19 protein-coding genes are annotated in these 19364 nt (G+C 70.2%); 9 read left to right on the top strand and 10 right to left on the bottom strand.

Annotation, left to right across the window (positions count from 1 at the left end; translation table 11 throughout):
• Positions 1 to 3 precede the first annotated feature (3 nt).
• The 3 genes from MTES_RS06980 to MTES_RS06970 form a co-directional block, all read right to left on the bottom strand.
• A complete protein-coding gene (locus MTES_RS06980) occupies positions 4 to 1281 on the bottom strand; it encodes an alpha-L-fucosidase (RefSeq protein ID WP_013584520.1) in 1278 nt (425 codons plus the stop codon).
• Positions 1282 to 1344: 63 nt separating this feature from the next.
• Positions 1345 to 2604: an ABC transporter substrate-binding protein gene (locus MTES_RS06975; RefSeq protein WP_013584519.1), complete on the bottom strand. Its 1260-nt coding sequence runs from the start codon at positions 2602 to 2604 to the stop codon at positions 1345 to 1347.
• Positions 2605 to 2783: 179 nt separating this feature from the next.
• Positions 2784 to 3956: an ROK family protein gene (locus MTES_RS06970; protein WP_013584518.1), complete on the bottom strand. Its 1173-nt coding sequence runs from the start codon at positions 3954 to 3956 to the stop codon at positions 2784 to 2786.
• Between the two features lie 121 nt (positions 3957 to 4077).
• Between MTES_RS06970 and MTES_RS06965 the strand changes: the two genes are divergently transcribed.
• Complete coding sequence (locus MTES_RS06965) at positions 4078 to 5001, top strand: N-acetylglucosamine-6-phosphate deacetylase (protein WP_013584517.1); 924 nt, start codon at positions 4078 to 4080, stop codon at positions 4999 to 5001.
• A gap of 3 nt (positions 5002 to 5004) precedes the next feature.
• Here MTES_RS06965 and MTES_RS06960 read toward each other — a convergent pair whose 3' ends face one another.
• Positions 5005 to 6129 carry an AI-2E family transporter gene (locus MTES_RS06960; RefSeq protein WP_148272829.1) on the bottom strand — a complete coding sequence of 375 codons (1125 nt, stop codon included), beginning with the start codon at positions 6127 to 6129 and terminating at the stop codon, positions 5005 to 5007.
• A gap of 82 nt (positions 6130 to 6211) precedes the next feature.
• Here MTES_RS06960 and MTES_RS06955 point away from each other — a divergent pair, with 82 nt between their 5' ends.
• The 4 genes from MTES_RS06955 to MTES_RS06940 all read left to right on the top strand — a co-directional run bounded on the left by MTES_RS06955 (position 6212) and on the right by MTES_RS06940 (position 10247).
• Positions 6212 to 6514, top strand: coding sequence for a chorismate mutase (locus MTES_RS06955; RefSeq protein WP_013584515.1), 303 nt, complete (start codon positions 6212 to 6214; stop codon positions 6512 to 6514).
• 431 nt (positions 6515 to 6945) lie between these two features.
• On the top strand, positions 6946 to 8265 hold the full coding sequence (locus MTES_RS06950; protein WP_013584514.1) for a quaternary amine ABC transporter ATP-binding protein: 1320 nt from the start codon (positions 6946 to 6948) through the stop codon (positions 8263 to 8265).
• Complete coding sequence (locus MTES_RS06945) at positions 8265 to 9245, top strand: ABC transporter permease (RefSeq protein ID WP_013584513.1); 981 nt, start codon at positions 8265 to 8267, stop codon at positions 9243 to 9245. Before MTES_RS06950 ends, MTES_RS06945 begins: the two co-directional genes overlap by 1 nt.
• 102 nt (positions 9246 to 9347) lie before the next feature.
• Positions 9348 to 10247, top strand: coding sequence for a glycine betaine ABC transporter substrate-binding protein (locus MTES_RS06940; RefSeq protein WP_013584512.1), 900 nt, complete (start codon positions 9348 to 9350; stop codon positions 10245 to 10247).
• 174 nt (positions 10248 to 10421) lie between these two features.
• Here MTES_RS06940 and MTES_RS06935 read toward each other — a convergent pair whose 3' ends face one another.
• Both MTES_RS06935 and MTES_RS06930 read right to left on the bottom strand, forming a co-directional pair.
• Entirely contained in the window at positions 10422 to 10712 is a 291-nt protein-coding gene (locus MTES_RS06935; protein ID WP_013584511.1) for a hypothetical protein, read from the bottom strand.
• Positions 10713 to 10843: 131 nt separating this feature from the next.
• The gene (locus MTES_RS06930) at positions 10844 to 11575 is read right to left on the bottom strand and encodes a YqjF family protein (protein WP_013584510.1); all 732 of its coding nucleotides are present in this window, start codon (positions 11573 to 11575) and stop codon (positions 10844 to 10846) included.
• A 47-nt stretch (positions 11576 to 11622) separates the two neighbouring features.
• Between MTES_RS06930 and MTES_RS06925 the strand changes: the two genes are divergently transcribed.
• Entirely contained in the window at positions 11623 to 11883 is a 261-nt protein-coding gene (locus MTES_RS06925; protein WP_013584509.1) for a DUF3253 domain-containing protein, read from the top strand.
• Positions 11884 to 12134: 251 nt separating this feature from the next.
• Here the strand turns inward: MTES_RS06925 and MTES_RS06920 are convergent, their stop codons facing one another.
• The gene (locus MTES_RS06920) at positions 12135 to 12851 is read right to left on the bottom strand and encodes a hypothetical protein (RefSeq protein WP_013584508.1); all 717 of its coding nucleotides are present in this window, start codon (positions 12849 to 12851) and stop codon (positions 12135 to 12137) included.
• A gap of 41 nt (positions 12852 to 12892) precedes the next feature.
• Positions 12893 to 13819, bottom strand: a complete 927-nt coding sequence (locus MTES_RS06915) for a hypothetical protein (protein WP_013584507.1) — start codon at positions 13817 to 13819, stop codon at positions 12893 to 12895.
• Between the two features lie 149 nt (positions 13820 to 13968).
• Here MTES_RS06915 and MTES_RS06910 point away from each other — a divergent pair, with 149 nt between their 5' ends.
• On the top strand, positions 13969 to 15042 hold the full coding sequence (locus MTES_RS06910) for an epoxide hydrolase family protein (protein ID WP_013584506.1): 1074 nt from the start codon (positions 13969 to 13971) through the stop codon (positions 15040 to 15042).
• Between the two features lie 54 nt (positions 15043 to 15096).
• Here MTES_RS06910 and MTES_RS19985 read toward each other — a convergent pair whose 3' ends face one another.
• Complete coding sequence (locus MTES_RS19985) at positions 15097 to 15231, bottom strand: hypothetical protein (RefSeq protein ID WP_013584505.1); 135 nt, start codon at positions 15229 to 15231, stop codon at positions 15097 to 15099.
• Positions 15232 to 15266: 35 nt separating this feature from the next.
• On the bottom strand, positions 15267 to 17639 hold the full coding sequence (gene purL / locus MTES_RS06905; protein WP_013584504.1) for a phosphoribosylformylglycinamidine synthase subunit PurL: 2373 nt from the start codon (positions 17637 to 17639) through the stop codon (positions 15267 to 15269).
• 305 nt (positions 17640 to 17944) lie between these two features.
• On the opposite strand from purL, the gene MTES_RS06900 reads away from it, so the two are divergent.
• Positions 17945 to 18325 (top strand): hypothetical protein, encoded by a 381-nt coding sequence (locus MTES_RS06900; RefSeq protein WP_013584503.1) that lies wholly within the window; start codon positions 17945 to 17947, stop codon positions 18323 to 18325.
• A 139-nt stretch (positions 18326 to 18464) separates the two neighbouring features.
• On the top strand, positions 18465 to 19358 hold the full coding sequence (locus MTES_RS18435; RefSeq protein WP_013584502.1) for a hypothetical protein: 894 nt from the start codon (positions 18465 to 18467) through the stop codon (positions 19356 to 19358).
• The last annotated feature ends 6 nt before the right edge of the window (positions 19359 to 19364 follow it).

Genomic DNA, 19364 nt, shown 5'->3' with positions numbered 1-19364 from the left:
TCGTCATGAGGAGGCCCGCAGGAACAGCTCGATCACCGGCAGCGCGACCGACGGAGGCTGGACGGGGAGCTTGAGCGTCAGGGTCCCCGGCTCGGGGGCCGCGGGCTGGAGGTTGAACGCCTCTTGGCCTGCGGGGATCTCTTCGAGCAGCACCTCGGAGCCGTCGTCGAGGAAGCGCGCGAAGGCGACGCGGTCGGCGAGGTCGGGGAGGTGGAGTAGGCCGAAGGGCCAGTCGAACAGGTGCGCGTAGAGGCGGTCGCCGCGCTGGGTGTAGACCACTCCCGACGGGGCCGTGAAGCTCGACGCGGCGGCGCCGCGGATGGCATCCGCGTGCCGGGTCATCCAGTCGCCGACCTCGGACAGCAGTACGGCGTCGCGCGGGGCGATCTCGCCGCGTCCGGTCGGGCCGACGTTCAGGAGAAGGTTTCCGCCCAGGGCCACCGAGCGGGCGAGCATCCGCACCAGCAGGGCCGCGCTCTTGCTGTCGTGGTTGTCACGGTGGTAGCCCCAGCTGCCGTTGATCGTCTGGCACGCCTCCCACACCAGGGGGACGCCGTCGCGCTCGAAGGGGCGCACGGGCTGGTACTGCTCGGGGGTGACGAGATCGGCGGGGATGCCGAGGCGATCGTTCACGATCATGTCGGGCTGCAGCTCCCGGCACATCGCCAGGAGGGTCTCGGCATCCCAGTCCTCGGGGGACTTGCCGGGGAGGCCGTCCTCCTCCGCGGGTTCGGTGAAGTCGAAGAAGAGGTAGTCGAGAGGGCCGTATCCGGTCAGCAGCTCACGCACCTGGGCATGCAGGTACTCCCGGTACACGGCCATGTCGCGCGCGGCGTTGCGCTCGGCGACGTCGGCGGCACCGCGCTGGGGGTGGTGCCGGTCGATCGTGTAGTGCGGGTGCGACCAGTCGAGCAGCGAGAAGTAGAGGCCGACGCGCAGTCCCTCGGCGCGCAGGGCGTCGACGTACTCGCGCACGAGGTCGCGGCCGCAGGCTTCGACGGCGTTGAACGGGGTCGTCGCCGTGTTCCACAGGCAGAAGCCCTCGTGGTGCTTGGCGGTGAGCACGACGTAGCGGGCGCCGGCCTCACGGGCCTGACGCGCGAGGGCGCGTGCGTCGAAGAGGTCGGGGTCGAAGAAACGGGCGTACCGCGCGTAGTCGGCGGCTTCGATGCGCTCGTAGTTCTGGACCCACTCGTGCCGGGCGGCGACGCTGTAGAGCCCGAAGTGGACGAACATCCCGAAGCGGTCGTGGACGAACCAGTCGGTGCGGCTCGCGTTCATGGCGGTGTACCTCGAAGGAGAAGGGGGGAGGCGGCGCCGAGCGGCGCCGCCTCCCCGAGGGGCTTACTTACCGAAACGCTGTTCGAGACCGTCGAGCACCGACGACATGGTCGCCTGGCCCGTGTAGACGCTGACGAGCTCGTTCGGCATCGCGGTCGCGACCTGCGTCCACTGATCGGTCACGCGCTGCGACACCGCACCCTCGAATGCGGCGGTGAAGGCCTGGGTGAGGTTGTCGCGCGTGGCATCCGGGAGCGCGGTGAAGAACTCCGGCTGGCTGGCGAGCTGCGCGGGGTAGCCGCCCTGCTGAGCGATCACGGACTGCACGTCGGGGCTCGAGAGGGCACCGAGCACCTTGAGGGCGGCTTCCTTGTTCTCGCAGTTCGCGGCGATGCCGTACCCCGAGCCGAGCGCGACGCCGTACGCGCCGTCGGAACCGCGCGGGATGCGCACCGCGCCCGCCGAGAAGCCGAGGTCGGGTGCGGTGAGAGTGGATGCCATCCACGTCCCCTCGATGATCATCGCGGCCTTGCCGTTCTCGAACTGGGTGGTGGTCCACGCCGAGTCGGAGGCGGAGGGGACGGCGTCCGAGACGCCGAGCTTGGTGACGAGGTCGCCGTAGCGGGTGGCCGCCTCGACGAAGCTCGGGTTGGTCAGGTCGAGCTTGCCCGAGTCGTCGACCGGCTGCAGGCCCGTCTCGGCCATCGGCAGCGAGAGCCACTGGAACTCGTCGACCGAGACGGCGAAGCCCTTCGCGCCGGCCTTGGCGGTGATCTCGCTCGCGGCCTTCTCGAAGTCGTCGATCGTCCAGTCGTTGGTCGGCAGCGGGGCGCCGGCCTTGGCGAAGAGGTCGGCGTTGTAGAAGAGGAGCATCGCAGCGGTGTCGTAGGGGAGGCCGTACAGCTTGCCGCCGTTCTCCATGACGCTCAGCGCACCCGGGTTGTAGGCGTCGCGCGAGATCCCCATCGTGGACAGGTCGTCGTCGGTGAGCTCGTCGAACACCTCGGTGTAGCCGGCGAGGCGCTGGCCGTTCATGCCGGTGACGCAGGCGACCTTGCCCGACGCCATGTTCGTGTTGAGCTTCGTGAAGTAGTCGGCCCACGGCGCGGTCTGGAGCTCGATGGTGATGTCGTCGCCGACGAGCTTCTGGGCGACGGCCATCTGGTCCTTGAGCTTCTGCTCGGACGCGGTGTCACCGGCCCACATGTTCCAGACGATGGTCGTCTTGCCGCCGTCGGCTGCGCTGCCTCCGGAGGCGCAGGCGGTGAAGCCCATCGCCGTGACGGCGACGAGGCCCGCGAAGGCGATCCGTTTCTTGTGCATGAGGTTTCCTCTCGGGTGCGGGCTGCGGAGGTCGGGTCCGGCGTATCAGCCCTGGAGACATCGGATGAATGGGTCTTGGGGAGAAGCTAACGGCGCCGAGGAGCTTGGCTTCATTCCGTAACTGACCTGTTACACAGATCGGATGAAGTCACCTTTTTGGTTTCAAACGGTGAAAGAAGTCACGACCGTGCGCGCGTCAGCGCATCGATGGATGCCGCGGACAACAGCTCGTCGCGCACGAGGAGAGCCGCCCCTCGGGCCCCGATGTCCCAGCCCTCGACCGAGGCCGCGACGTCGAGCGACGAGGTCGAGAGCGGCAGGCACAGGTCGTAGATGCTCGAGCGCACCCCCGCGACGAATGCGTCTGTCGTGGCGATGATCCCGCCGAGGACGAGACGTTCGGGATTGAAGAACCCGACGACGGTCGCCAACACGCTGCCCGTGCGCAGCCCGGCTTCGCGCAGCAGGCGCGTCGCGAGCGGATGGCCGTCCCGGGCCAGGTCGGCCAGCTGCGCCACGTCGTCCACGCGGATTCCGCCCGCTGTCATCGCCTCGCCGATCGCGCGGCCGCCGGCGATGGCATCCAGGCACCCGACCCGCCCGCACACGCAGGCCACGGTCGACCCGGCGACCGCGATGTGGGTGATGTCGCCGGCCACTCCGGTGGCCCCGCGGTAGAGGGTGCCGTCGACGATGATGCCGACGCCGATGCTCGATCCGGCTTTGACGACGAGCATGTTCGCCGAGCGGCGCCCGTCGGCGATGTGCTCTCCCAGGGCCATCGCATTGGCGTCGTTCTCGCAGCGCACCGGAACGCCCGCGATGCCGCCGAGGATCGCGGAGGCGTCGATGCCGTTCCACCCCGGCATGCGCGAAGGCGAGATGATCCGCCCGTCCGGGACGCCCACCGGCCCGGGGACGGCGAGGCCGATGCCCGCGAGAGTGACCGGCTCCGCGGCGGCCTCCACCAGGGCGAGCACTTCTCGATGGATGCCGCGCAGCACCACTTCGGGAGCTCGGGCGATGTCGAGACTCATCCGATGACGGGCCACCCGCCCACCCCGGAGATCCTCGAGGATGATCGTCGCGTGCGCGGCGCCGAGGTCGATTCCGGCGATGACCCGCCCGTCGCGGGCGAGGGCGAGTTTGCGCGGACGACGGCCACCTCGGGATGCCGTTTCTCCGGCCTCCTCGACGACGCCCAGGCCGAGAAGCTCGTCGACGCGCAGCGTGATCGTGGAGGGGGCGAGGCCGGTCAGGCGGGAGAGGTCTGAACGCGATCGCGCGAGGCCGTCGCGGATGAGCGAGAAGACGCCGCCCGTCGACGTGAGGTGGGGGTAGGGCGCGCTCATTCCGCTGCTTTCGATGGGGGACGCGGTGACGAGATCATTGCACGTCTCGCCGCGGCGGGCGGAGCCGCCGTCGCGGTTGCGAACGGTCGATAGATCAGATCTCTGCACTACGGTGGGCGCCATGCCCTCGCGCAACCACCCGCCCGTCAGCACCCTCTCCGGACCGCCTGCCGCGCCCGCGTTCGTCGACCTCCACTGCCACGGAGCGCTCGGACACGGCTTCGACGACGCGGACATCGACGGCGTGCGTGCCGCCGTCGAGCACCACCGCGCGCACGGCACGGAGACCCTTCTCCTGAGCCTCGTCAGCGCCCCCGTCGACCGCATGGCGCGCCGACTGGGCGAGTTGGCGGGGGTGCTCCCTCGGGTGCCCGGAGTCGCGGGCGTGCATCTCGAGGGACCGTTCCTCGCTCACGGCCGTCGCGGCGCGCACGACCCCGAGGCCTTGACCGTGCCGTCGGCGGAGGCTGCCGAGCGTCTGATCGAGGCGGGGAACGGGATCGTGCGCGCGGTGACGATCGCTCCTGAGCTCCCCGGCGCGACGGAGGCGATCGATCGGTTCGTCGCGGCGGGGGTCGCCGTCGCGGTGGGCCACACGGAGGCCGACTACGACACCGCCGCCGCCGCGTTCGACCGCGGAGCGAGCCTCCTCACGCACGCGTTCAACGCCATGCCGGGACTCGGGCACCGCGCACCCGGGCCCGTGGGTGCCGCGCTCGCGCGCGACCATGTCGTCCTCGAGGTCATCGCCGACGGCGTCCACGTGCACCCGGTGGTGATGCGGACGCTCTTCGACGCGGCTCCGCACCGCGTCGCGCTCGTCACGGACGCGATGTCGGCGACGGGGCTCGGGGACGGTGTCTACCGGCTGGGCGGGCTGGACGTCGAGGTGCGCGATGCGCGACCCGTGCTGGTGGGGACCGACACCCTCGCCGGCTCGACGCTCACGATGGACCGGGCCGTCGCGACGGCGATCGCCGCGGGCGTGCCGGAGCCGTTGGCGTGGGCTGCGGCCTCGACGGTCCCGGCCCGAGTGCTGGCGTGAGCGCTACTTCTTGGCATCCTGTCGCGGGATGACGATCTGCTTGATGATCAGCAGGACCGAGGCCGTGACGGGGATCGCGACGAGGGCGCCGAGAAGGCCGAGTAGCGTTCCGCCGACGAGCGCGCCGATCACGACGAGAGAGCCCGGGACCGAGATCGTCCGGTTCATGACGCGCGGCGTGAGGAGATATGCCTCGATCTGCATGTAGACGAGGTAGGCGATCGCGAAGATGAGTCCCGAGGTCGGGCTCACGATCAATGTGAAGACCGTCGCGACCGCCCAGAACAGCACCGAACCGACGAGCGGGATGAGCGTGATGCCGAACGCGAGCGCGGCGAGCAGGGCCGCGAAGGGCTGCTGGAGGATCGTCAGCACGATGAACGCGAACACGGCGTTGCACAGGGCGAGGACGACCATGCCGGCGAGATAGCCACCGACCGAATCGGTGATCTGGCCCGTCATGTCGGAGACCGTCGCGCGGCTGCGCGCCGGGGTCAGGCGAACGAGGCTGTTCTTCATCTTCGGGAGGGCGGCGAGGAAGTACAGGCTCAGCACGAGGACGATGATCGCGCCGGAGATGAAGGTGCCGATCGTGATCCCGACCTGCAGGAGGCCGCCGCCGATGGCCGCGATGTTCGTCGGGTTGGTGACGAAGCTCTGCACCTCCTTGAGCACGCCGGCCAGGCTGTCGCCGAAGTTCGACTCGACCCAGCGCACGGCGTCGCTGTCGATGAGGTCGTTGACGAAGGTGGGGATGTCGCCGACGAACTGCTCCACCTGCCGCACCACCGGCGGGATCAGCAGCCAGAGCGCCGCGGCGAGGATCACCGCGAGTCCGCCGAACACGATGACGATGGACCACGCGCGAGAGATCCCGCGGCGCACGAGCATGCGCACCAGGGGGTCGAGGGCGAGGGCCACGAACAGCGCGATCGCGATGTAGATGAGCACGGTCGACAGGCTCGAGAGCGCGAGTCCGAGAAGGATCGCGGTGAGCCCGCCGAGGGTCAAGAAGAAGCCCGCGGCATAGGGGCGTGAGATCGCCGACCAGACGGGGCGGTCACGCGAGGTGGGCTCACCGGCGTCGGCGCCCTCGGCGGTCGGGTCGGGGCGCGTCGATCGGCTCATGGTCACACTGTAGGGGTCCGCTGAGAGGACGTGTCCGCTCTTGCCCCGCCGCGATAGTCTCGGAGCGATTCCGGGAGGACACATGACGGACGCCGACCCCACGACGATCCTGCAGAACCTGCGGGGCAGCATCGACAACATCGACGCTGCGCTCATCTTCCTGCTCGCGGAGCGCTTCCGGTGCACCAAGCAGGTGGGCGTGCTGAAAGCGAAGCACGGGATGCCGGCATCCGACCCCGCTCGTGAGGAACAGCAGATCGCCCGGCTCATGCGTCTGGCGGAGGACGCGGATCTCGACCCGGCCTTCGCCGAGAAGTGGTTCAACTTCGTCGTGGCCGAGGTCATCCGCCACCACCGCTCGGCTGCCGCGCACCCCATCGACTGACGTTCGGCGCCCCGGCGCCCCGGCGCCCCGGCGCCCCGGCGCCCCACCGCCCGTCACCCAGGCCCCCGGGTGGCGGAAGCGCCGCGCGACACGCCCGGGCTGACACGCGACATCGGTGTCGCGGGCACCCGTTGAGAGGGTGACGCACGCGCGCGCGTGTGCCACGCGGCATCCTGGATCGCAAGCCGGTAGGCGAACTTGCCAGTCGATCCATCAGCGTGAAAACGTAGTGACGGCCCGGTTTTGGGCCGCCCACTCGACCAGTCCGCGGTCGTGGTGACGACTCGGGGGAGTCGACGCCGCGAGCGTACGGTCGGCAGTCGGGGCACGGGATCCGACATTCCGCGCCAACGCGTTCCACCCCCCGGAGCGCCGGCGACTGCCACCCGGGCGTGACCGATGCGGCCACCCGAGGCCGCCGAGGTGCACCAGTGACACATCCGCCTGCCCTCGCGCCGCGCACCCCCGCGACGCCAGCCCTGGCCGCGAAGAACCTGTTCAAGGTGTTCGGCCGCTCTCCACAGGCCGCCGTACAGAAGCTCCGCTCCGGCGCGCGCCGCGACGAGATCGCCGAGCACGGGACCGCCGCCGTCATCGACGCGAGTTTCGAGGTCCAGCCCGGCGAGATCTTCGTCATCATGGGTCTCTCCGGTTCCGGCAAGTCCACGATCATCCGCATGCTGAACGGTCTGCACGAGGCGACCGCGGGAACCGTCGAGGTGAAGGGGGACGCCCTCACCGGTGTCGGGCCCGCGCGCCTGCGCTCCCTGCGGCGCGAACGCCTCGCGATGGTGTTCCAGCACTTCGCGCTCCTCCCGCACCGCACGGTGGCGGCCAATGTCGCGTATCCCCTCGAGCTCCGCGGCGTCGGCAAGGCCGAGCGCCTCGCCAAGGCCGACGAGATCCTCGCCCTGGTGGGTCTCGAGGGGTGGGGCGACAAGCTCCCCTCCGCCCTGTCCGGCGGTATGCAGCAGCGCGTCGGCATCGCCCGCGCGCTCGCCGCCGACACCGACATCCTGCTCATGGACGAGGCGTTCAGCGCCCTCGACCCGCTCATCCGCCGCGAGATGCAGGAGCAGCTCATCGAGCTGCAGCGGACCCTGAAGAAGACGATCGTCTTCATCACCCACGATCTCAACGAGGCGATGTTCCTCGGCGACCGCATCGCGGTCATGCGCGACGGGCGCATCGTCCAGATCGGCACCCCGGAAGACATCCTCACCGATCCCGCCAACGACTACGTCGAGCAGTTCGTGCAGGATGTCGACCGCGCCCGCGTGCTCACCGCCGGCAACGTCATGGAGCGTCCGCGTCCGCGCGTCGACGCCTCCGCCGGTCCGCGCGTCGCGCTCCGCCAGATGCGCGACGCGTACATGTCGGCCGTCTACGTGACCGACCGCGACCGCAAGCCGCTCGGCATCATCACGGACCGGGATGCCATGAAGCTCGTCCGCGCGGGAGAGAACTCGCTGCGCAGCAAGCTCAAGCCGATGCCGCAGAGCGTCCATGAGGACGACGTCCTCATGAACCTCTTCGTCCCCTCGGTCGAATCGCCCCTGCCCCTGGCCGTGCTCGACACCGAGGGGCGCCTGACCGGCGTCATCCCCCGCGTCACCCTGCTCGCGGCCCTCGGCCCCGGCCCCACCGCCACGGAGGAGATCACCGTGCTTCCGCAGCCCCTGCCCTCCGCCGAGATCGACGCGGTGCTCGCCGACGCGGGTCCGGCCGGCGAGAGCGAGGCGGTGCGCTGATGGACGGCTTCCGTATCCCCGTCGGCTCCTGGGTCGACGCCGGCGTGGACTGGCTCCGCGACAACCTCTCCGGGTTCTTCGACGTCATCGCCGTGACCGTCCGCTTCCTCGTCGGCGGGCTCAGCGACGTGCTGCTGGCAGCTCCCATCATCGTCGTCATCGTCGTCGCCGCGCTGCTGGCGTGGCTGCTGCGCTCGTGGAAGCTCGCGCTCGGCACCGTCGTCGGCTTCGCCCTCATCCTCGCGATGGGGCAGTGGGTCACCGCGATGCAGACGCTCGCCCTCGTTCTGGTGGCGACCGTCGTCGCGGTGGCGATCTCGGTGCCGCTCGGCATCTGGTCGGCCCGCAACCCGACCGTTCGTGCGGTCCTGAAGCCGATCCTCGACTTCATGCAGACAATGCCCGCGTTCGTCTACCTGATCCCCGCCATCACCTTCTTCAGCATCGGCGTCGTGCCCGGTGTCGTCTCGACCGTCATCTTCGCGCTGCCTCCGGGCGTGCGTCTGACCGAGCTCGGCATCCGCGGAGTCGACTCCGAGACCGTCGAGGCCGGTCACGCGTTCGGCGCGACCCCGGGGCAGATCCTCCGCGGCATCCAATTGCCCCTGGCGATGCCGACGATCATGGCCGGCGTCAACCAGGTCATCATGCTCGCGCTGTCGATGGCGGTCGTGGCCGGCATCGTCGGGGCCGACGGCCTCGGCAAGGAGGTCGTGCAGTCGATCTCGACCGTCAACCTGCCCAAGGGCGTCGAAGCGGGCCTCAGCGTGGTCATCCTCGCGGTCTACCTCGACCGGCTCACCGCGGCTCTCGGCAACCGCGCCGACAACGGCTCGTCGCTGCTCGCGATCCTGGGTCGTCGTCGCGCCGGATCCACGGATGCCACGCCCTCACGCCCGGCCCCGGCGACGGATGCCGCCGCCCAGGCCGAGCGGGAAGAGGCGTCGCCGCGCCGAGCGCCGATCTCGACGGGCGCCTGACTCCTCGGCATCCCTCTCTCCGCACGAGGGGTCGGCTGCACCGACCCTTCATGCGCGAAGAAACCCACGGAAATCACATACGAAAAGGAAGAGAACACAGCAATGAACAAGCGACACCTCACCAGTGCCCTCGCCCTCGGCGCCGTCAGCGCCCTCGCTCTGGCCGGCTGCGCCAGCGGCAATCAGGCCGAAGGCGGCTCGGGCGGCGATGACAGCAAGGGCACCATCACGCTCGGCTTCCTGCCCTCGTGGACCGACGGACTGAGCACCGCGTACCTGCTCGAAGACCAGCTCGGCAAGCTCGGCTACACCGTCGAGATGCAGACCCTCACCGAGGCGGGCCCGCTGTACGCCGGCCTCGCGCAGGGCGACGTCGACATCTACCCGTCGGCCTGGCCCGAGCTCACGCACGCCGACTACATGGACAAGTACGGCGACAACATCGAGGACCTCGGCGCGTACTACGACAACGCCAAGCTGACGATCGCGGTGCCGAGCTACGTCGACATCACCTCCATCGACCAGCTCAAGGACAACGCCGCTCGCTTCGACGGCAAGATCTACGGCATCGAGCCGGGCGCGGGCCTCACGAAGCAGACGCAGGAAGTCGCGATGCCCGGCTACGGCCTCGACGGCCTCGAGCTCGTGACCTCGTCGACCGCGGCGATGCTCACCGAGCTCGACAACGCCATCGCCGCGCAGAAGGACATCGCGGTGACGCTGTGGCGTCCCTTCTGGGCGAACGACGCCTACGACGTGAAGGACCTCGAGGACCCGCAGGGTCTGATGGGCAAGCCCGAGGCCCTGCACTTCCTCGGCACCTCCGGCTTCGCCGAGAAGTACCCGGATGCCGCCGAGCTCATCGCCGGCATCCAGCTCGACGACGAGCAGTACGGCTCGCTCGAAGACCTCGTCGTCAACGAGTACGGCGAGGGCAAGGAGCCCGAGGCCGTGCAGGCGTGGCTCGAGCAGAACCCGAGCGCGTTCTCGACGCAGCGCTGATCTGACGGACGGCGGCGGCTCCTCTGGTGGGAGCCGCCGCCGTCCGCGTTCGGCGGTCGCTGCTCGCAGAATCGCCGCTTTCTCGCACTTTCGTCGAGGAAATCTCCGAGAGAGCCGTGATTCTGCGAAGGTCGCACGGCCGCTTCCGCCGCCGCGGCGCGTTCTCGCCCCTGCTCAGCCGATGATGACGGCGTCTTCGGTGAACGACTGCTCGTACAGCAGAGTGGTGATGTCGGCGATGATCTGAACGCACACGACGGTACCGATGACGATCACAGCAGCCGCCGCGATCGAACGGGCCGCGCGCCCCCGCACGAGGCACAACGCCACGATCGCGAAGGCAAGGGTCGCGAGCTGGAAGCCGAAGATCCATCCCTCGGGCACGGGTGCGATCAGCGCGACGGCGACGGCGGCAACCGCCCACCAGTGAAGGGTGGAGGTCCCTGGTGCGGTGTGGACACTCATCAGTGTGCTTCCCGGGGCTGGCGGCGGAGGGGAAACCGGACGGCTTCCCCCGGCCAACCTAGGCGGGAGCACGTCTACATGTGAAGATGAAGTCTGGCGGTGCGCGGGTGAAGCGGTACGCCACCCGGGACTCAGCGGATCGCGCGTGCGGCCGTGAACCGCGTGACGAAGCCCGGGTGTCCGGCGGGCATCGCGAGCACGGAGTCGGGGGCACGGCCGGCGAGGTGGGGGAACCCCGCATCCGCGACGAGGTCGTCGTCGAGGGTGTCGAGCCGGGCCTCGACGAGCGGCCACGGCTCGTGGGCGTTCGCCGCCCAGATGGTGCGGCCGAGGTGCTGCTCGTGGAAGCCCCAGCGCGCGGTGAGGAAGCGCGACAGCGGAGTGTCGACCGGTTCGGTGCCGAGCGTGGCTCGCACGCGGGTCCCCGGATGCCGACCCCCGTGGCGCCGCGACCGGAACTCGATTCGCGCGCCGTCGGTGCGTACCCCGGCACGCGCCCAGCGATACGGCAGACCGAACAGCGCGCGGGCGGCGAGGACCGGGGCGAGATGCTCGGCCTCGAGCGTGCGGAACACGACGCCACGGCGTCCCTCATCGTCGACCGCGTAGGTGCGGACGTTGATCTCGGTGAACGTTCCCAGCAGGGGGACCGGAGGCAACGGGAGGAAACGGAACTCGCTCAGCACGAACGGCACGAGCCCCACCCACGCGGATCCGTCGTGCACGTCCGGACGGGTTCCGGGCGGCAGCAGCGGGGCGACCTCGGCCGGGTCGATCCGCCAGTGCACGAACACCGCGCGATTCCACCGCTGCGAGATGACGGCGCGGCCGGGCAGGTCGGGGGCGTGTCGCTCGGTGATCACCGGCTCATTCTGACCCCGGCCCCTTGGGACGGAGGGAGACTGGACAGATGGCCCCGTCATCTGGTGCGGACCCCCGGCTCGTGGCATCCATTCGCGAACTGCTCGCGGCGCGGGATGCCGATAAGACGATCTGTCCGTCGGAGGCCGCCCGCGCGGTGGGCGGCGACGACTGGCGCGAGCTCATGCAGCCCGCGCGCGATGCCGCGCACGAGCTGGTCGGTCTCGGCGAGGTCGAGGTGACGCAGAGGGGCGAGGTCGTGGACGTGACGACGGCGCGGGGGCCGGTCCGCATTCGGCGGAAGCGCTGAGCGACACGGAGGTCGCCGCAGAATCGGATACGCGGATCAGAATCGGATGCCGACGGGCTTGGCATCCGATTCTGGTGCTGTGGGCCGATTCCCGCGTTGCGGGCGCCGCGGCAGCCGCGGCGTCAGACCGCGGGCTCGGGCGCCGCGGAATCGGATCGGCGCACCGGAATCGGATGCCGATGAGGCTGGGGTCCGATTCTGGTGGGGTGCGCCGATTCCATTGGGGGCGTGGCCCGCGGCTTGGGGTGGCGTCAGACCGCCGGCTCGGGCGGTGTCCGCGGGGCGGGATCGGTGCCGCGCGGCAGCTCGAGCGCGACCCTCTTCTCGAGCTCGTCGACCGCGTCGTCGGACAACCAGATCAGGCCGTCGAGCTCTTCGCGCACGCGCTTGTACGCGAGCTGGCGTTCGTTGGGGGTGGCGGCCTGGTCGGTCGCGACGGTGAGCAACTGCTTCGCCGTGTCGAGTCGCTTGCGCTCGGCGGGGGAGAATCCCGCATCCTTGACCCGCCGCGCGTCACGCTCGGCGACCTCGAACGCGACCTCGTAGTCGGTGACGGCGTCGCGGAACTCCCTGAGCCGCTCGGGGGAGAGCGTCTCCCCGTCGCGGGGCCGGAGATTGTCGGCGACCTTCTTCGCGCGGAGGAACGCGGCGGTCAGCGGCTGCCGACCGTCGCTCATCGCGGGGTAACTGATGAGCTTCTCGGCGTCGAGCTCGTACTCCAGCCAGCGATGCGTCACGGCATCCTGGGCAGCGATGATGCGCTGCTGCTCGTCGGCGTCGACGGGGGGTGCCAGGGGAGCCGGAACGGCGCCTCCCTGAGCGCGGATCAGCTCGATCTGCTCGCGGTGGCGACGACGGGCTTGCACCTCACGGCGCCTGTTCACGCCGTTGATCGCCCCCATCGTCATACCGAAGAGGGGGAAGGCGAGCCACCAGTAGCTGCCCGCGAAGGTCCAGAAGTCGTGCACGCCGTCATGCTACGCCGATCGGCGGTGACGACCTCGCGGGGTCACTCGGGGTCGGGACTCTTCCGGCCGCGCTTCGACCCGCGCTCGTTCCAGTTGCGCGCGGCGGCACGGCCCATCGACTCCATCGATCGGGCGAGCGCCCGTTGCGCCGTCTCGGCGAGGTCGGAGGCCATGCGGCCCCACGCCTCGGACCCCTCGAACGTCAGCGGCGGCGTCTTGTCGCCGTGCCGGGCGACGCGTTCGGCGTGCTCGAAGGCGTTGACGGTGCGGCGTACCGCGTCTCGGTAGGCCAGGAACTCCGCGGGCTCGATGCGCGTCTGAGCCGAGGCGGGGCGGAGCCACTGCGCGCGTTCGTGCGCACGGAGGAACTCGGCGAGCAGCGGAGAGCGCGGATCGGACATCGCCGGGAAGTCGATCGCCAGCGCGGGGTCGGTCTCGTACGCCATCCAGCGGGCCAGAACGGCGTCGTGCTCGGCGAGGAGCCGCTCCACCGGGAGCGGCGCGCTCCCGGAACGGATCGCCGGGAGCAGCGCCTGCGCGGCCTTGACCGCGGCGCGGCGGGCCCGCATCTCGGCCGAGGCGGCGCGCAGCGCGTGCTGCGCGGCGACGAGTCGCGAGCGAGCCGCGGACACAGCCTCGGAGGAGCCTCGGGATGCCGCCCGCTCGGCCTGCGCGCGGACCACTTCGGCGTCGGCGATCTTGACGTCGGCGCGACCACGCGTGATGGCCTGACGGGCGGTGAGGAGGTCGAGCTGCGCGGCGTCGAGCTCCAGTCGACGGGCGGCGTTCTTGCTCATCGGCCGGGACGCCCACGCGCGCGCCGCGCGATCGCCCGTGGTCGTCGTCCCGGCGGGAAGTGCCCTCTGCCGGCGGGTGCGGCGCACGCCGACCCAGCCGAGTGTGCCGGCACCGGCCGCCGCGGGCCCGATCCACCACCACTCGGCCAACAAGACCATCAGCGGCTCCACGTTCCCATGCTACGTCGGGCATGCGACACGGCGCTTGTCGTCCGGCCGGATTCCGCAGTGCGGTCGGCCTCGGGCTGGCCGTAACCGTGCGAGCGCGATGGCTCGATCTCGCCGCGCGCCCGTGCCCGTGCCCGTGCCAGGGTGGGCGCATGATCACCCGGCTGCAGCCCCGCACCGCTCCCGACGAGATCGCCGACCTTCGCCGGCGCATCGCAGCGACACGGTGGCCCGACGACGTCGGGGACGACTGGTCGCGCGGAACGCGCCCCACGGCATTGCGCCGCGTCCTCCACGCTTGGGCCACCTTCGACTGGCCCGCGGCCGAGGCGCGTCTCCGCGCGGAGGAGCACCTGCTCGTGGGCGACCCGGGGTCGCGCGTGCACCTCTGGCGCACGGGGACGCCCGGCGCGCCGGCGGTCGTGCTCGTCCACGGATGGCCCGACAGTTTCCTGCGCTTCCGTGGGGTCGCGACTCACCTCGCGGACCTCGACGTCATCGTCCCCAGCATCCCGGGATTCGGCTACAGCGACGCACCCGGCCCTGACGAGGGCGGACCGCGCTGGAATGCCGAACGCTTACTGACGGCGCTGACCGAGATCGGCGTTGAGCGGTTCGCGGTCCACGGCGGCGACCTCGGCGCGGCCATCGTCGATCAGTTGGCGCTTCTCGCCCCGGACCGCGTCACGGGCCTGCACCTCACGGACGTGCCGCTCTGGCGCGTCGCCGACGATGACCACCTCTCCGCGGAGGAGCAGGCCTGGGCCGATGCCGCCGAAGCCTGGGAGAGAAGCGAGGGCGCCTACGGCGCGCAGCAGCGCACGAAGCCGCAAACCCTGGCCGCGGGGCTCACCGACTCACCGGCGGGACTCGCGAGCTGGTACCTGGAGAAGTTCCAGGCGTGGGGCGAAGGGGATGTGTTCGACCGCATCCCCCTCGACCTGATTCTCGAGAACCTGTCGCTGCACTGGTTCACGCGGACTGCGGGGCGCGCCGTGCGCGTGTACTTCGACCGTCGGCGCTTCCCGCCCGTCGGCGGACGGGTCACCGTGCCCACGGCGTTCGGGCTCTTTCCGTATGACATCGACCACGGCGTCGAGTCGTTCGCGCGCCGCTGGTATCCCACGGTTCGGTTCACGAGGTTCCCGTCCGGCGGGCACTTCGGCGCGATGGAGCATCCCGCCCTGCTCGCCGACGATCTCCGCGCGTTCCTCGCCGACGTGTAGGAGGTCGCTCTCCCCCGAGTGGTGCCCTCGGAAGCTCCCCGTCGGCGGCCGGTGTCAGCCGAGGAGCAGCGTGATGACCGTCGCCCCGCCGCCGGTGAGGACGAGAGCAGCGATGACCACCCACGCGGTGACCTTCACGCGGCGCTGCCGCTTCTCATCGAACACGGACATGTCGTCGTCGTTCGTCACCGCGTCTCCTCTCTGTTGCGGGCGGGCGGGGTGCGTCAGGCCACGGGCTCCGCGACGGTCGGGCCGAAGACCGCGGGCAGCGTCTCGGTCGACAGGCGGCGCAGCTCGGACACGGGAACGGTGAACACGTCCTGGATCTCGAGGGATGCTTCGGTGCCCGGCTCGACGTCGGTCACGCCGATGCGCAGCACCGGGTAGCCGCGCCCGTCGCAGAGGCCGCGGAACTTCACGTCCTCCTCGCGGGGGACACTGACCAGCACGCGGCCCGTCGACTCGCTGAACAGGGCGGCGGTGGCATCCACGCCGTCGCGCTCCATGAGCTCGGTGAGCCAGACGCGGGCGCCGACGCCGAAGCGCATCACGCCTTCGGCCAGGGCCTGAGCGAGACCGCCCGACGACAGGTCGTGCGCGCTCGAGACGAGCGACTGCGAGCCCGCGGCCTGCAGCAGTTCGGCGAGCTTGCGCTCCTGCGCGAGGTCGACCTTCGGCGGGCGACCGCCGAGGTGGTCGTGGATGGTGCCGGCCCACTGCGAGCCGTCGAGCTCGTCGGCGGTGGTGCCCAGCAGGTAGAGGTTCTCGCCGGCGTCCTGCCAGCCGCTCGGGATGCGCGCGGCGACGTCGTCGATGATGCCGAGCACACCGACCACCGGGGTGGGGTGGATCGGCTGATCGCCGGTCTGGTTGTAGAACGACACGTTGCCGCCCGTGACCGGGATGCCGAGCTCGAGACAGCCGTCGGAGAGGCCCTCGACGGCCTGGCTGAACTGCCACATGACCTCGGGGTTCTCGGGGCTGCCGAAGTTGAGGCAGTCGGTGACCGCGGTGGGCACGGCACCGGTCACGGCGACGTTGCGGTACGCCTCGGCGAGGGCGAGCTTCGCGCCGTTGTACGGGTCGAGCTGGTTGTAGCGGCCGTTGCAGTCGGTCGCGATGGCGAAGCCGAGGCCCGTTTCCTCGTCGACGCGGATCATGCCGGCGTCGTCGGGGAAGCTCAGGGCGGTGTTACCGAGAACGTAGTAGTCGTACTGGTTGGTGATCCACGAGGTGTCGGCGAGGTTGGGGCTCGCGACCAGGGTCGTGAACTGCTCGCGGAGGGTGCCGGCATCCGTCGCACGGGGAAGCTTCGCGGCGGAGTCGGCCTGCAGGGCGTCGATCCAGGTGGGGTACGCGACGGGGCGCTCGTAGACGGGGCCGTCGACCGCGACGGTCGAGGGGTCGACGTCGACGATGCGCTCGCCGTACCAGTCGATGACGAGGCGGCCGTCTCCGGTGACTTCGCCGAGGACGCTCGTCTCGACGTCCCACTTGCCGACGACGGCGAGGAACGCGTCGAGCTTCTCGGGGGCGACGATCGCCATCATGCGCTCCTGCGACTCCGACATGAGGATTTCCTCGGGAGTCAGCGACGGGTCGCGCAGCAGAACCTTGGAGAGCTCGACCTTCATGCCGCTGTTGCCGTTGGCGGCGAGCTCGCTCGTGGCGCACGAGATTCCCGCGGCCCCGAGGTCCTGAATCGCTTCGACGAGATCGTCCTTGTAGAGCTCGAGGCAGCACTCGATGAGTACCTTCTCGGCGAACGGGTCGCCCACCTGCACCGCGGGACGCTTGGTGGGGCCGCCGTCGGCGAAGGTGTCGGATGCCAGGATGCTGGCGCCGCCGATGCCGTCGCCGCCCGTGCGGGCTCCGAACAGCACGACCTTGTTGCCCACGCCCGTGGCGTTCGCGAGCTTGATGTCTTCGTGGCGCATGACGCCGACCGCGAGGGCGTTGACGAGCGGGTTGCCCTGGTAGACGGCGTCGAACACGGTCTCGCCGCCGATGTTGGGCAGACCCAAGCAGTTGCCGTAGAACGAGATTCCACTCGTGACGCCGTGCACGACGCGCGGGGTGTCGGGGTGGTCGATCGCGCCGAAACGCAGCTGGTCCATGACGGCGACGGGGCGCGCGCCCATCGAGATGATGTCGCGGACGATGCCGCCGACGCCGGTCGCTGCGCCCTGGAAGGGCTCGATGTAGCTGGGGTGGTTGTGCGACTCGACCTTGAAGGTGACCGCCCAGCCGTCGCCCACGTCGACGACGCCGGCGTTCTGACCCATGCCGACCATCAGACGCGTCTTCATCTCGTCGCTGACCTTCTGGCCGAACTGACGGAGGTAGATCTTGCTCGACTTGTAGGAGCAGTGCTCGCTCCACATGACCGAGTACATCGCCAGTTCTCCGCTGGTGGGGCGGCGGCCCAGGATCTCGCGGATCTGCGCGTACTCGTCGCTCTTGAGGCCGAGGGCGCCGTACGGCTGATCCTTCTCGGGCGTGGCGATCGCGTTCTCGACCGTGTCGGCTGCAGCGGCCGCTCGCGCGGCGGCGGAGTCGGCGGAGGGCGTAGGGGCGGCGGGGTTCGGGGTGGTCACGCGGCTGAGCTCCAAGAATCGCAGGGGCCGGACGGGAGTCAGTCTAGTTGGGGCAGCCGATCGCGAGCCGCCGACCGGGACAGGTCGCGGCCCCGGCCCCGCTGGGGAGGAAGGGTGGGGCGCGGCATCCGTTCTCCAGGGTGTGCCGTCGCGCGGAGACGAGCGGCGACACACCGGTTCGGGATGCCGCGGGGCGGCGTGGTTGGTGGGAGGTCCGCGCGACGGTTCGGCCGGGCTCCAGCCGCCGGGTTGTGCCGAACCGGGGAAGACGACAGGCTGAGCGGCACCGGACCGAAAGGCGTGCCATGGCCCTCTTCAACTTCTCGTTCGTCGTGAGCGGCGACCTCTCTGCCGCTCAGGAGGCCACACGAGCATCCCTCGAGGCCGCGGGTTTCACCGTCGAGCAGGAGCGGGACCACTGGAAGGCGACGCACGGCAATCTCGTCAAGACGATGTTCCTCGGCGTCCGTGCCCCCAATGACGACCTCCGGGAAGTGCTCGACGTGAAATTCTCCGATCTCGGCGGCACCGTGGAGGTCGATCTGCACCGGCCGATCTTTCAGCCGGCCGGGGGGAGCGACGACGGCATGGAGCAGCTGAAGCTGCACAACGCGTACAAGAGCGCCATCGCGGAGGTCGAGGCGGGTCTGCAGCAGCGAGGCGTGCTGGTTTCCGCCAAGGTCTGAGCTTCCGCCCCGAGGCACCCGTGCTTCCGGGGCCGGGCTCCCGACCGCTGTCCACAGGCGGCGAGACGGTGTCGGAGGCCAGGAGTAGGTTCGAGCGCAGCGCCGATGGAGCGGCGCCCTTCGAAGCGAGGAGGACGACATGGGGCAGCGACGATCTCGGCTTCCGGAGAGCGTCCGGAGGCACCTTCCCTGGCTGCTTCCGCTCGTCATCGGTGTCGGCGGTTTCTTCGGGCTGGGCCTCACGGGATCCGCCATGATCAACGCGACGCGGGGAGACGAGTCCGCCGTCGGAATCGGTGTGGCAGGCCTCGCCCTGATGGGCTTGGCCTACCTGGTAGCCGCGGTGGCCGTGGTGTTCCTCGTCGTGGGGGTGGTCCGCGTGCTTGCTGCGGCGCACCGTCGACGGCGCTGGGCCAAGGGCAGATTCACGCGGACAGAACAGCAGGCGCAGGCGGTCGACGCCGCGTACGCGCAAGCCTGGCACCGTGCCGGCCAACTCCGGCTCACCCTCGAGCGCCGTCAGGTGCCGCCGTCGATCGACGTGTGGGACGTCGTCCCGCAGCCCGGGGAGACGTTCTTCTTCGACACCACGGCCCAGTACGCCCGCTATTACGGTCAAGACACGACGTACACGACCTCCGGCGGGTTCTTCTTCGGCCACCCGCTCTTCGTCGCGGCCGGGGTGGCCATGACGGCCGCCGGGAACGCCTCTCGCCGCTCGGCCGCCGAAGCCGCAGCGCAGACGCAGTGGCGCGAGCAGCAGAGCGTGCGTCTCCTCGTGTCGAACCAGCGCCTCGTCTGCAACGTCAACGGGCAGTGGCTCAGTTTCTTCTACTCCGCGATGACGGCGGTGTTCCCCGAGGTCGACCGGTGGTCGCTCGTGTGCCAGTTCGATTCGACCTCGCCGATGTTGCTGAGCGGACCGGCGATCCCCGAAACGGCCCTGATGACCGTGCTGATGACACACGGCCCCGAGGCCGTCACTCGTCATCCGAGCCTCCAGGCCCTCGCCCCGGTCGCGTCGCACGGCTGAGCACCG

This window comes from Microbacterium testaceum StLB037 (assembly GCF_000202635.1).
In the GTDB taxonomy this organism is placed as follows: domain Bacteria; phylum Actinomycetota; class Actinomycetes; order Actinomycetales; family Microbacteriaceae; genus Microbacterium; species Microbacterium testaceum_F.
This window is presented reverse-complemented; position numbering and strand designations above follow the sequence as displayed.